Below are 13,367 nucleotides of genomic sequence, written 5' to 3' on the forward strand. Positions count from 1 at the left end.
GTCTGATTGGGTCCGCTTCAAGCCGTCCGCATAAACCTGTTGCACTTTGATGATCGAAAACGACTTCATTAGGCCAACCGGCCAAAATGGGTTGCCTTGCACCAGTTGGTCCACATCGCCCTCTGAAGATGCATCTTCAATCGATAAACCATCGCGTCTCTGGTTTTCCGTACTGGCGCCTCAATCCCCGAATACTACTGGACGCCGGGGACGCTCTTGAAGACGGAAAAATGCGTAAGACCCCCGCTGAAGCGCACATGACGAGTCGTTTCAGCGCACCACACACAAAAGCACTTCATGCATTTGCAATTGCAGACCAACAATCACCAGGTGATGCGTATTGGCGACATTGCCCAGACCATTGTCGCTTCTTTTTCGGTCTTGTTGCGAAAGCGGTGCGCGATCATGGACGGATAGGAAAAGCTATCTCCTTCGCGCAATGAAATGACCTCGTCCCCGAGGCGCAGCTCGACTTCACCGCTTAGAACGATGGCGTGTTGCTCACCCTCAAAGGAATACCCTTCCAGCGGTTCGGGCGGCTCGCCTGCGCCGGGTCGAAATCGTGACAGGATCAAATAACAATCGCCGGACAACGTGCTTGACAGCAATTCGTCCTCAAAGCCCAGTTCATCTGTTGACCGCGTATACATCGCTGACAACGCCCTGCGGTTTTCGCGTCGCACGACGTGCTTGCGTTCCAGCGGACCTTCTCCTGCCTGCTTGGGAAAGAACCAGCCCGAGTCAACCGAAAGCGCATCGCTGATTTCGCCAAGCAGGTCGTCTGACACCTTAGCTGTCCCAAGCTCAATCCGGCTGAGATAGGCTTTTGAACACGACACCACCTCGGACAAGTGCTGCAGGGTCAGCCCACGTGCTTTGCGCACTTCGCGAATTTCACTTCCAAGCCTTTGAGCATGGGTCTGGGACACGTCATTTTTCATGACTTCAGAATAAATGATTTTAGTTGACTTTTCGAGCGCAAATCAACTTAGTTGAAAAGAATAGAAAAAATCAACTAGCCTTCTACCGGCCGGGAGAACGTTATGCGCTTCGATTTGATTGCCAATTTTAGCCCTGGTGAAACAATTCCTTGGGCGCGCACGCTGGAAATGATCCTCGAACAGTGTTCGCTGGCCGAAGAGGCGGGTTTCACAACCGCGTGGTTTACCGAGCATCACTTTGCCCATAACGGGTACATGAATGCGCCGCCCAACCCGATCCAGATGGGCACCCATGTCGCCGCACATTGCAAGAAACTGCGGGTCGGAACAGCCCCTGTCATTCTGCCGGACTGGCATCCTTTGCGCGTGGCCGAAGATGCCGCAATGCTGGACAATATGACCCAAGGCCGGTTCGATTTCGGCGTTGCCAAGGGCATCAACGAACGCTCGACCCTCCAGTTCAACAAGGATGCGGACCGGCGGGACAACGCCAAGGTCATGCGGCTGTATCAGGAGAGCCTTGAGATTATCCTGAAAGCCTGGACCAACGAGGCATTCACCCATCGCGGCGAATTCTATCAGTTTCCCGTCCCCGGCTGGAAAGAGACCAACCGGTTCTTTGACCCTCTGGACCCGCGTTATCACGGTGAGGATGGCGAATACAAAGCGATGTATGTGCATCCGCGCCCATATTCCGACCCGCATCCGCCGGTCTGGCTGATGTCGAATGCCCCGCCGACATTCAAACTGGCTGGCGAGCGTGGCTGGGGTGTGATTTCGATGGCGGCTGGACCCAAGGCGACACTGGCTTGTTGGGAACCTTATCGTCATGCCCTGTCGCAGCGCGAAGGGCGCGAGGTGAAGCTTGGTGAAGGCGTTGGTGTCTGCACGGCATTTTATGTCGGTGAAAGCATGGAAGAAGCGGTGAACACGATCCGCGGCCCGATCAATGCCTATTACGAATTCCTCGGCGGGTCGCGCCCAAAGGGGGAATGGACCAAGCACGGCTATCTGGACGTAGGCGAAAAGATGACGCCCGAGGATGAAGATATGGACTGGTTCGATTTCCTCAACAAACGCGGGATCATTGTGGTGGGCGACGCCGAATATGTTGCAGATCGGTTTGCGGAGCGGCAGGAAATCATCGGTCTCGATCACCTCATGCTGATGCAGCAATATACCGGCGTGCCTTACGAAAAGATCCTCGCCAGTTGGCATCGTCTGTTCGAGCATGTTGTTCCGAAATTCGGTACGCAGTCCATCGCCCAGAAAAGGATGCTGGAGCATGCTTGAGATTTGGGGGCGTCCCTATTCATCGAACGTCATTCCGGTGATCTGGACAGCGAATGAGCTGGGGCTGGACTACACCCTGCAACTGGCCGGGGGCAGCTTTGGCAAGCTCGACACCGAAATGTATGCGCAGATCAATCCCAACAGGATGATCCCGGCGATCCGGGATGGAGACTTTGCGCTGTGGGAAAGCCTCGCCATCGTGCGCTATCTCTGCGACCGGTACGGCGCCGGAACGCTCAGCCCGTCCGACATTCAGACCCGTGCGATTGCGGATCAATGGATGGAGTGGTCGGCCAGCCGTGCCTTCGGGCCGGTGATCTACCTGTTCTTCGCGACAGTTCGCACGCAACCCGATCAGCGCGACCCGGAAAAGATCGCCAAGCTTCGCGACGAAGCGCATGAAGCCCTGACCATTCTGGATAGGCACCTTGCGGAGCGCGCCTATGTCTGCGGCGACAGCTTTACCATGGCGGACATTCCGCTGGGATGTGTGGCCTATCGTTACTTCAACGTCGAGGTTGAACGCCCGCCCTTGCCCAATGTCGAGGCCTGGTATCAGCGGCTGGCGACCCGTCCCGCCTATCAGGATCACGTCATGCGGCACTTCGGAACCAACCCCAATGAATGGGCTGCGCTGGAAAAAGCCTGCTCCAGCGAAGGGGTGCTATGATGGCCGTCCGAGACTATCGCCGCGCACTTGGCGCCTTTCCGACGGGGGTTACCATTGTCGCTACCTATGACGCGGACGGTGAACCTTGGGGTCTGACCGCCAATTCGTTCACCTCGGTCTCGTTAGAGCCGCCGGTGATCTCGGTCTGTATCGCGAAATCAGGGCGCGTCTTTCCGACCCTGTCGAAGTCGGATCATTTTGCGGTCAACATCCTTTCGGCCGAGCAAAAAAACCTTGCGATGCATTTCGCCAGCGACGTCGAAAACCGCTTTACCGATACCGAATGGACCCCGGGAACCGCGACTCCCTTGATCCCCGGCGCCTCCGCGCAGTTGGAATGCGTGGTGCACAGCCGGGTCGACGCAGACGATCACGAGATCCTCTTGGGCCGCGTCATCAACTACACCCACGCACCCGTTCCGCCACTTGTCTTTTGCCGCGGCGCGTTCTTCTCCGCGCCCCAATCCGAGGCTTCATCATGAGCGATCATCTGACATTTCACACCCGCTTCGACCCTGATGAGTTCGACACGCAATACAATCTGCGGGCCGGGCGGCCGGACTATGAGGTCACCGTCATTCCCGGCTGGAGCAGCGACAGCGAGACGGCACGCGCCACCTCGGATTGCAGCCTTGATATCCGCTATGGGCAAGGTGAAAAACAAAAACTGGATGTCTTCCGCTGTCAAAACGCGGATGCACCGACATTGGTCTATTTCCACGGTGGCTACTGGCAGCGAGGCGACAAGTCGATCTACAGCTTCATTGCGCCACCCTTTGTCGCGGCGGGGGTCAATACTGTTGTAGTTGGCTATGATCTTTGTCCATCCGTGACCATTGCGCGAATTTCTGAAGAAGCCCGCGAGGCGATGGCTTATGTCTGGCGTAATGCGCGTGATTTGGGAATTAATGCAGACCGTATCACCGTGATGGGCCACTCGGCTGGCGGCCATATCACCCAGATGATGATGGCGACCAACTGGCCTGCGTTTGGCGCGGATCTTCCTTCCGACATGATCAAGTCCGGCATCCCGGTGTCGCCACTAAGCTACCTTGAACCGGTGCGCCTGACCGAGGCGCTTAATGCAGGTATTCGTATGACCCCGGAAGAGGCCGAAGCCGAAAGTCCGATGACCAAGCATCCCCCGGTTACAAACGCACCGCAGCTGGTCGTCGTCGGCGGCGCGGAAACGGACGAATTCCACCGGCAAGCTCGGATGTATGTCGAAAAATTTGGGAACGCAGACCGCAAGATCGACCTCTACATCGTCCCGGACGTCGATCACTTTGACGAATTGAACGTGCTTGTCGACCCGGCAAGTCCCTTCTTCAAACACACTTGCGATATGCTTCAAGGAAAAGGACCGCAATCATGACCGCTTTGACCCGAGCCCTCGTCGACGCTGTCGGCGACGCATTTAACGCTAACGACATCGATGCAGTGATGAAGCATTTCGCAGACGACGCCACATTTGACCACGCTGTCGGCCCGGACGAATATGGCGTGCGTCTGGAAGGCGCCGAAACGATCCGCGGTGCTTTTTCTGCGCTGTTTGAAAAAGTCAAAAACGTGCATTGGGAAACTTTGGACTGCGCGATCTCGGGCAACAAAGCCTACTGCGAATACCGGCGCACCGCGACGCATAAGGATGGCTCGAAAGAAGAGTTTCTGAGCGTCGACATCCTGACCTACCGTGATGGACTGATTGTCCATAAGGACACCTATTACAAGCAACGGACAAGTTGATCGTTTAACCCCTGACGCGGCCAGAGCTTCGGAAGGCTTGTTGGAGGGCCGCGTCGCCTCTTGGGCAAGCCGGATCACGGGCGGGCTTCGCGCTATTTTCAATCAACAAGAGTGGTACTGTCGCTGCCAGCGCAAGCATTACGCGGTTTGAGCCCTCTTATATGTTGCGCCGCATTCGTTGCTTCGGACCCCAAACCAACTTCGGAGACTGTGCAATAGCATTGAAAACAGAGAGACAGGATACTGTCTGTCCCGCTCATTTTGTTCGACCCTTTCACAGCGTACTGCACTTCCCGGGAATCCTGTTCTTCTTCATCAAGAATGTTCCTTATTGGAGTTTTCCGATGTCCGCTTTGACCTGAGATCGGTCACCAGCAACCTTTGAGCCTACGGCAACTTTGTCCCGCAGAGTGGTCGTTCGGATGCACTGCAGCGAAGGTACGCATCGAGCTCAGTTTGATCTATGCTGCAATGTGCTTGGATGTCTCGTCACAAGTTTAGCAAGGATGGTGTTGATTTAGCGTTTGCATGGTAGTGTCTTTGGTCGTCCTAGATTTGTTCATTTTCGGGTATCGTCGAATTGAAAACCGGCAATAGAAAACCTAGCAACTCCAGCGAAATCGAGGGTAACTCAGTCTTAAGCGGTACAGGCGAAAGGCTTCAATCATTGATTCCTCTGGTAATAAAAAAGCCCCCAGGCTTGGGGGCGAGAGTAAAAGGAGGAGCGATTATTAGGGATGCATTATTGTGGAGTTACAACCAAAGTGCCTGACTTCATGGCGTCGATCAGTTTGTTGACTTCATCCACAACGTCCACCGGGATATCTGGGTGGAACGACCCGATCCGCATGGCCAGTTCATTGCCCATATCCGCCCGGTAGAGTGCACCTTCCAGTTTTCCAACAGCTGCCAGTTCCAGGTAGGACCGCATGTTGCCTCGGACATCCAGAATAGCGGACTGCAGGATTTCCGGCCATTCGTTGATCGCATCTCGATAGATGCCGATGCCATAGACGCCTTTTTCCTGAACGGCCTGCATGGAGCCCAGCGTCGCACTGTCCATTGTCGGCCAGACGACATCGGCGCCTTGGGAAATTTGGTTCAAGGCAGCTTCTTTGCCCTTGGCGATATCGTCCCAGTCGCCGGTCCAGGTAACCAGAACTCTGACTTCCGGATTGGCCGCTTTGGCGCCCGCTTCGTAGCCGGCGACTGTGTCGGTCGTGAATTTGAACTGCTGCGCTGCGATGATGCCGATGGTGCCTGTGTCTGACATGGAGCCTGCAACGTAGCCCATCAGATAAGCGATTTGGCTGAAATAGAAATCCGCGTTGGCAATGTTGTCATTTGTGCCCAGTCCGTTGTTCACCATGAACATGGTTTCCGGGAAGCGTGCTGCGACACGTTCCACTGCGTCCTGGAATTCGCCGCCGTGACCGATCACAAGGTCATATCCTCGGCGTGCGTAGTCGCTCAGAACTTCGATTTGTTCCGGTTGATGCACACTTTCAGAAAAGGCAGCTTCAAAGCCGAGCGCTTCACCTGCCTTGGTGAGACCTTCGAATCCAGCTTGGTTCCAGCCATTATCAGAAATCGATCCGGGCATAACGATCGCGGCGCGTTCGATCCCGTCAGCGGCTGCAGGTCCGACCAACATCAGTGCCGCAAGCCCCGCCAATAGTTTGGACTTCAATTGCATTGTTGTTCTCCCATATTGGATATGTGTTGTCAGGGTGACGGGAGGATCGCGGCGTGAAAAACGATGGTTTCTCACGTCACGGCTGAGATTTATCGATGCTCCCGGTCGTAGGGTAGTCCGACGCTTGCAGGTGCACTGGCCTTGGCACCGAGGACCACGAGTGCAATGAGCGATGCGAGGTATGGCAAGATCAGGAAAAGCTGATAGGGAATCTCTGGCGAGGTGAATTGCAGTTTGAGCTGCACCGCATCACAGAAGCCGAAGAAAAGCGCGGCGCAGATCGCGCCGATGGGCGACCAACGTCCTAAGATGATTGCCGCAAGCGCAATGAAGCCTTTGCCCGCGCTCATGCCCTCCGCAAACACATAGACTTGCGACAAGACCAGATGCACTCCGGCCAGCGCTGCGAGGGCTCCGCTGACTACAATCGCGAGATATTGCATGCGAAAGACAGGAACCCCGGCCAAGTCCGCGGCCTTCGGGTTTTCGCCAACGGCGCGCAGGTCCAGACCCTTGTGGGATTTCATCAGCCAGAACCAGGCTGTTATTGCCAATCCGATCAAAAGGTAGAACAGCGGATCCTGGGAAAACAGGGACGGGCCAACGACGGGAATATCTGACAAGAAGGGAATATTGATATGCGAGAACCCGTTTACCCGCGCCCCACCGGCCTGAGCCCCGAATATCCGACGGGACAGAAAAGCTGTGAGTCCGGCCAGCAGCAGGTTGAGCGCGATACCACCAACCAACTGGTTGATGCGCAGCCGGATCGACATATACCCAAGCAGCAGGCCAGAGATCAGGCCGCAAATGATCCCGCATCCGAGCCCGATCACGGCGGAGCCCGTTGCGAAAGAACCAGCAGCAGCGCCAAGCGCTCCGGCAAGTATCTGACCTTCGAGGCCGATGTTGTACAGCCCGCCACGTTCCGCGATCACCCCGCCAAGGGCAGCAAAAGCAATTGGCGTACCCAATCGGGCGGTTCCGGCAAGGACGTCGCCCAGAAAAACAAGATCAATCATGGCCTATGCCTCTTTCTTTTGGCGTTGTGTTTGGCGGCGCAGCCGCAGGTTTTTTGCCAGGAGTTTCAGAATGGATTTTGACCTAGTTCGCGGTGTCACGAGGGCGGCAGCGACAAAAACCACGACGAGCCCCTCGACTACTTCGATGACAGAACTGTCGACCCCGACGGCACGTTGCATCGTTCCCGCCCCGGAAGAGAGCCCGGCAAGGAACAGCGCGGTCAAAGGTGCGACAATTGGGTTAAGAGCCGCAAGGAAGGCGACGACAATTCCGTCATAGCCGTAGCCATCGCTAAACAGGTGGAACAGGCGGTACTTCAACCCGATCACCTCGATTGCGCCGGCCATACCGGCAAGGCTGCCGCCAATCAACATGGCGCGAATGATGGTCTTTTTCTGGTCCACACCGGCATAGGCCGCAGCGCGCGCATTGCGCCCCACAAGGTCCAGTTGGAAACCCGATGGCGTGAAGCGTAGCCAGAAATACAAGATGATCGTCATGCCCAGCCCGAATACAAAGCCAGCATGAGTATCAGATTGCGGCATCAGAATAGGCAGGCGATAGTGTTCTGACACTTCCTCCGAATAAGGATATGGCGCGCCTTCAGCCAATAGCGGCCCCGCCACGGCGTAGCTGACGATGTGGATTGCAATGAAGTTCATCAGCAGCGTGACAATGACCTCATTCGTGCCGCGATAGGCTTTGAGATAAGCAGGAATTGCCGCCCAGAACGCCCCGCCGCCGGCGGCGGCGATAAATATCAGCGGCACGCCCAATAGACCGGGCAGATCGGGGATCGCCAAAGCAAAGACGGCGCCGAACAACCCACCAATATAGATCTGCCCCTCGCCACCGATATTGAATACACCGGCGCGCATTGGAATGATCACGGCTAGCCCGGCCAAAAGCATCGGTGAGGCTTTGACCAATGTACTAGAGAAACCCCAGTAATTCAGGAAGGATTCCAGAAACAGAACCTTATAGGCCTCAAACGGGTTGTGCCCGTCCAGCAGGATCAGCACCCCGCCAACGCTCAGCGCTAAAACTAAAGCAATCGCAATCCGGCGTTGCATGGTAAATCTGTTCATTGGACCTCCTCCGGCGCTGCGGTCATCAAGAGCCCGATGTCTTGAAGAGTTGTGTTTTCTGGATCGACAACACCCGTGATCCTGCCAAAGGCCATCACGGCGACGCGATCAGAGATGTCGAGCACATGTTCAAGTTCAGTGGAGATATAGAGAACCCCCACGCCGCTTTGAGCGACGGCACGGATCTGGTTCTGAACGAATTCCGTTGCGCCTACATCAAGCCCTTTAGTCGGCTGTACGACGACCAAAAGATTGCGCGCCCGGGCCACTTCACGGGCCAGAACGATCTTTTGTTGATTGCCACCGGATAGAGCCGAGGCGTTCAGTTTTGGGTCAGGGGGCCTAATGTCAAAGGCCGCGACCACGTCGCTTGCGATCTCGTGCATCGCGCGCCGGGAAATCAGACCGCCTGACATGAACCTGTCATCGCCGACGGATCGAAAGGCTATATTTTCTTCGACACTGAGCGACAGGACCAAGCCCTCGGCATGGCGATCCTCGGGCACGAAGCCAATGCCATCTGCAATACGCGAAGCGATGGAGGCGCTTGATATCTCCGTGCCATTAAGGTGGATGGCGCCGCTGGTTTGCTTTTTGAGGCCGGTGATCACCTCGCTCAACTCCGTTTGGCCATTGCCGTCGATCCCGGCGATTCCGAGGATTTCGCCAACCTTCACGGAGAGGGTCAGATCCTGCAGGATTTCCGCGCCGCCTGGATCGGTCAGGCAGACATCAGAGACAACCAGAGCGTCTGGTGCTGAGCCGGTGTCGTTGCGCGCCTTTTTGGCCTTGAGTGCCTCGACCGTTTCGCCGGTCGACTTTTCTCCCATCATAAGCGCTGACATCTGGACCATGGGCGTGGTCGCAACCGGAAGGACTCCCTCGACACGTCCATGGCGCATAATCATGACGCGATCGGCAATTTCACGGATTTCATCGAGCTTGTGGCTGATGAAAAAGACGAGGCAGCCGTTGGCGACCAGCTTGCGCACCCCTTTGAGAAACGGCGCGACTTCAGTCGGGGCAAGAACGCTGGTGGGTTCATCCAGGATCAGGATCGAAACATCGCGAAACAGCGCCTTCAGGATCTCCACCCTTTGCTTCATGCCCACAGGCATTTCCGTGACGCGGATGTCGAAATCGACGAAAAAGTCAAAGTCGCTGCAAAGCTGCCGAATGCGCGCCCGCGCTTCGGCACCCCTTTTTGTGCTGGGCAAGCCGATCAGAATATTCTCTTCGGCGGTCATTGCGCCGACCAGGCTGAAATGCTGGTGGATCATGCCGATCCCATGCTCAATAGCTTTTGCTGGGCTGGTCACCGAAACAGGTGTTCCGCCCAGTTTGATTTCACCGCTATCGGGCTGATACAGACCGATCAGAACACTTGCGAACGTGGTTTTCCCCGCTCCGTTCTCGCCCAAAATCGCAATGCACTCGCCCTTCGAAGCCAGCAGATTGACGTTGTGCAATGCACGAACGGCGCCAAACGACTTGTCTATCCCGGTGACTTTCAAAAATGGATCCAAGGCAACCTCCCAACTTTCACGCAAATTCAAGAGAGAATGCCCTATCTTCTCAAATTAGATGTTTTCACCTCATAGCTGAGAATTTCGCCCACACGTGAACTGGCAATCGGGTTAGAGTGGAGCGACGAAATAGCATCGCATCAGGAGAGCAAAGCCGCGCGTCATGGCGAAGATACCGTCGTTGAAAAGCATTCAGGCCTTCGAAGCAGCCTGCCGGCATCTGAGTTTCAAGGATGCCGCCGATGAATTATGCGTCACTCCGACTGCCATTTCCCATCAGATCAAATCGCTGGAGGATCAACTTGGGGTACCCCTGTTCCATCGGCTGACCCGCGCCTTGAAACTGACAGAGGATGGGGCCAACTACGCGCCCCACATCATTGAGGCCTTCAAAAACATCGAAGCCGCCTCTCTCGCGCTGGAGGAAGACGACCTTGCGGGCACATTGACAATCTCAACAACCGGGTCTTTTGCCGCCAATTGGCTTAGCCCGCGACTGCGAGGTTTTTACGAGAAATACCCGGAAATCTCAGTAAGGGTTCTGTCCAGCGATCAACTGGTGGATTTCAAATCCAGCGATGTGGATGTGGCCATTCGGTATGGCTTTGGCGATTATGCTGACAGCAATGTGGCTTGGGTCCTGAATGACTGGGTGGCTCCTGTGTGCAGCGTGGAAAAGGCGAAGTCACTGAGTTCCCCCGAAGATCTTCTGAGGTCTCGTCTGATCGAATACCAATGGAGCGGGTTTTCCGATGCGGATCCGAGTTGGGAGCGCTGGATGGACGCGGCTGGCTTGCAGAATGGTAATGTCGAGCCCTATGTCACCTACTCCGAGGAACACATCTGTTTGCTGACGGCTAGCGATGGTCATGGTGTGGCCCTGGTCAGCCTATTGGCCGCCGCGCGTTTTCTGGAACGTAATATGCTGATCGCCCCCTTTGACACGGCATTGAAGAACAAGAGCTATTTTCTGGTCTGTCCAGAAACTTACGCCAATCGTGCACGCGTTCGTGTGTTCCGGGAATGGCTATTGGACCAAGCAGATGAGTTTCGCGACAGCGCCGTCGGTCAAAGGTTTTTTGAAGATTAGCGCATCCGCAACTATCTAATCCGTCGCTTGAATATTTGTCATTTCTAAATTGCCGAAAAGCATGCGTTTCTGAACTCCTAAACAGGAGTTCTTGCGCATGCAAAGTTTTGACCCTTCCCAACCCGACGGTTTCAATCAAACTCTGGATAGCACGGTCTCTGCCGACGGCGTCCCGGTCATTGCAGAACGGTATACAGTGCCAGCACGTTGCGGTGTGGCGGTGCGTTTAAAAGCTGGGCAGACTTTGACCATCATCAACCCGACCGGTTGGCAAGTCTGCGATTTCTGGGCGTTCAATTCGTCAGAGCTGCATGAATATTTGTCTATGCCGCATGTGCATACGGATCTTCTGTCTGTTTTCCCAAAGGTCGGTGACAGGTTGGTCAGCAATCTGCGCAATCCTCTTTTGACGCTGACCCAAGACACATCGCCGGGTGTTCATGACACAACGATCGCCGCTTGCGATGCCAACCGGTACCAGCAATTGGGCGTTACTGATTACCACGACAATTGCGCCGACAATTTGAGGCAGGCCTTGCTTGCTATTGGGACAAAAGCACCGCATGTGCCAGCGCCCTTCAATCTGTGGATGAACGTCCCAGTTCACCCTGATGGCAGCCTTGCCTGGGCTGCGCCAGTGTCAAAAGCGGGGGATAGCATGACCTTCAAAGCTGAGATGCCAGTCTACGCCGTGATGTCGGCCTGCCCGCAAGATATTACTCCAGTCAACGGGGACGAAGGCAAACCCAGCGCGCTGGAATTTGTTGTTCATGACGGCTGATGGCGGCGACATATTTTCTGCCCGCTGGATCATCGAAGATGCCTTTCACAGTCACAACGACTTCGCGCTTTATGTTCTAGACGGCAGAATAGGCGGCTTGGCGCCTCTGGAAGTATTAAAGTCGCGTTATCCCAGCGCAAGGGTGTACTCGGACACAAACACGGCGATCCTGCCCGGGTTTGTGAATGCGCATCACCATTGCTATGGGGTGAACCTGATCAACCAAGGGATACGGGATGACCTGTTAGAACCTTGGATTTTCGCCTCCGCTGGCGCAGCCGACGTTGCGCCGCGCCTCGCCACCGAATACGCGGCAATGCGCTTGCTGAAGAATGGGGTAACGGCTGTTGTGGATGCCTGCACCGCGGGTCAGACAGCGGTCATTGCCGAAGCGAAGATAAGGGACAAAACCGCCGTATATAATGGGCTTGGCCTGTCCTGCGCCATCGCACCGGGCGAGAGATGGCACAACCAGCTTGTGCATCCATATGGGCAAAGCCAGTCGTTTCTGACCACCTTGCCCGAGGTTCTACGACGCAAACTGCAACGCCAGCACGTTGCGCGCGCACGTATTGAACCGCAAAGCTTTGTGCGGCTTCTGTCTCGGATGCATGGCGAATACGCGGATTCTGAATGCGCTGATGTTTGGTTTGGCCCCACGGCACCGCATTGGACAGGCCGAGAGACCCTGTGCGACATCGCCAGAGAGGTTCGCGAATGCGGCCAGCGCATTCACACCCATGCCGAGGAGTCTCGGCTGCAGCACCTGTCGGCTACCGCCTGGAGTTTTCAGGGTGCTATCGCAGAATTGGGCAAAGTTGGCCTGCTCACTGACGGCTTGTCTTTGGCGCATATGGTCTGGGCGGACGAAAAAGATCTGGCGCAAGTGGCCGAGGTGCGCGCGCATATCGTGTGCAATCCCAGCTCCAATTTGCGGCTGCGGTCCGGCATTGCGCCTGCGCCATTGATGAAGCGGATGGGCATCAACCTCGCACTGGGGATGGATGGGACCAGTCTAGCAGGCGATGACGATATGTTCGCCGAAATGCGTCTGGCGCAAAGCCTTTATTGGTCAAGTGATCGGGCGAACCCCAGCCTGACCGCGAAGGATGTTTTCGACATGGCCACTATGGGTGGCGCGCGTTTGATGGGAATGGATCACAGCATCGGAAGCCTGTCCGTCGGCAAACGCGCCGACTTTGTGATCCTGCGCCTGGACCGTCTTGAAGATCCCTGGTTAGACCCCGGCATTGATCCGGTTGAGCTGTTGGTCAGCTCAGCAAAATCCACGGACATCCAAAGCGTCTTCACCGGCGGACAACTGGCCGTTTCGCACGGCGAAGCCAAGAAGTGCGACGAAAAGAAAATTCTTCAAAACATCACCGACGGCATGCAGCGCGCCGCGGATCAAAGGCTGAGCGCCAGTGAATATGCCGCCGTCAAATCCGCATTGCAGCGCTGGTATGACGATTGGCTAACGAACAACGCCCCGCCACTGTGACAGAGGAGCAAG

General features: G+C 55.8%; 13 protein-coding genes. 8 read left to right on the forward strand and 5 right to left on the reverse strand.

Features of this window, described 5'->3' with window-relative positions:
• Positions 1-323: 323 nt before the first annotated feature.
• Complete coding sequence (locus tag ACXAGD_RS13185) at positions 324-941, reverse strand: helix-turn-helix domain-containing protein (RefSeq protein ID WP_475211265.1); 618 nt, start codon at positions 939-941, stop codon at positions 324-326.
• A gap of 102 nt (positions 942-1,043) precedes the next feature.
• Between ACXAGD_RS13185 and ACXAGD_RS13190 the strand changes: the two genes are divergently transcribed.
• Genes ACXAGD_RS13190 through ACXAGD_RS13210 form a run of 5 tightly spaced genes read left to right on the forward strand, consistent with a single transcriptional unit; the run spans position 1,044 to position 4,650 of the window.
• Positions 1,044-2,234 (forward strand): LLM class flavin-dependent oxidoreductase, encoded by a 1,191-nt coding sequence (locus ACXAGD_RS13190; RefSeq protein ID WP_475211266.1) that lies wholly within the window; start codon positions 1,044-1,046, stop codon positions 2,232-2,234.
• Positions 2,227-2,904, forward strand: coding sequence for a glutathione S-transferase family protein (locus ACXAGD_RS13195; protein ID WP_475211267.1), 678 nt, complete (start codon positions 2,227-2,229; stop codon positions 2,902-2,904). The genes ACXAGD_RS13190 and ACXAGD_RS13195 overlap by 8 nt, the downstream gene beginning before the upstream one ends.
• Entirely contained in the window at positions 2,904-3,386 is a 483-nt protein-coding gene (locus tag ACXAGD_RS13200; RefSeq protein WP_475211268.1) for a flavin reductase family protein, read from the forward strand. The genes ACXAGD_RS13195 and ACXAGD_RS13200 overlap by 1 nt, the downstream gene beginning before the upstream one ends.
• Positions 3,383-4,279 carry an alpha/beta hydrolase gene (locus tag ACXAGD_RS13205; RefSeq protein WP_475211270.1) on the forward strand — a complete coding sequence of 299 codons (897 nt, stop codon included), beginning with the start codon at positions 3,383-3,385 and terminating at the stop codon, positions 4,277-4,279. Before ACXAGD_RS13200 ends, ACXAGD_RS13205 begins: the two co-directional genes overlap by 4 nt.
• Positions 4,276-4,650, forward strand: a complete 375-nt coding sequence (locus ACXAGD_RS13210) for a nuclear transport factor 2 family protein (RefSeq protein ID WP_475211271.1) — start codon at positions 4,276-4,278, stop codon at positions 4,648-4,650. Before ACXAGD_RS13205 ends, ACXAGD_RS13210 begins: the two co-directional genes overlap by 4 nt.
• Before the next feature lie 742 nt (positions 4,651-5,392).
• On the opposite strand, the gene ACXAGD_RS13215 is transcribed toward ACXAGD_RS13210, so the two are convergent.
• The 4 genes from ACXAGD_RS13215 to ACXAGD_RS13230 all read right to left on the reverse strand — a co-directional run bounded on the left by ACXAGD_RS13215 (position 5,393) and on the right by ACXAGD_RS13230 (position 10,013).
• Positions 5,393-6,346: a BMP family protein gene (locus tag ACXAGD_RS13215; RefSeq protein ID WP_475211272.1), complete on the reverse strand. Its 954-nt coding sequence runs from the start codon at positions 6,344-6,346 to the stop codon at positions 5,393-5,395.
• An 89-nt stretch (positions 6,347-6,435) separates the two neighbouring features.
• Positions 6,436-7,368, reverse strand: a complete 933-nt coding sequence (locus ACXAGD_RS13220) for an ABC transporter permease (RefSeq protein WP_475211274.1) — start codon at positions 7,366-7,368, stop codon at positions 6,436-6,438.
• Positions 7,369-7,371: 3 nt separating this feature from the next.
• A complete protein-coding gene (locus tag ACXAGD_RS13225; protein WP_475211275.1) occupies positions 7,372-8,457 on the reverse strand; it encodes an ABC transporter permease in 1,086 nt (361 codons plus the stop codon).
• Positions 8,454-10,013, reverse strand: a complete 1,560-nt coding sequence (locus tag ACXAGD_RS13230; RefSeq protein WP_475211277.1) for an ABC transporter ATP-binding protein — start codon at positions 10,011-10,013, stop codon at positions 8,454-8,456. Before ACXAGD_RS13230 ends, ACXAGD_RS13225 begins: the two co-directional genes overlap by 4 nt.
• 133 nt (positions 10,014-10,146) lie before the next feature.
• Here ACXAGD_RS13230 and gcvA point away from each other — a divergent pair, with 133 nt between their 5' ends.
• From gcvA to ACXAGD_RS13245, 3 genes are all read left to right on the forward strand, one after another.
• On the forward strand, positions 10,147-11,073 hold the full coding sequence (gene gcvA / locus ACXAGD_RS13235; protein ID WP_475211279.1) for a transcriptional regulator GcvA: 927 nt from the start codon (positions 10,147-10,149) through the stop codon (positions 11,071-11,073).
• Between the two features lie 97 nt (positions 11,074-11,170).
• Positions 11,171-11,854 carry a DUF1989 domain-containing protein gene (locus ACXAGD_RS13240; protein WP_475211281.1) on the forward strand — a complete coding sequence of 228 codons (684 nt, stop codon included), beginning with the start codon at positions 11,171-11,173 and terminating at the stop codon, positions 11,852-11,854.
• Complete coding sequence (locus ACXAGD_RS13245; RefSeq protein WP_475211282.1) at positions 11,844-13,355, forward strand: amidohydrolase family protein; 1,512 nt, start codon at positions 11,844-11,846, stop codon at positions 13,353-13,355. The genes ACXAGD_RS13240 and ACXAGD_RS13245 overlap by 11 nt, the downstream gene beginning before the upstream one ends.
• Positions 13,356-13,367: the final 12 nt, after the last annotated feature.

The organism is Ruegeria sp. ABF4_144 (assembly GCF_056160045.1).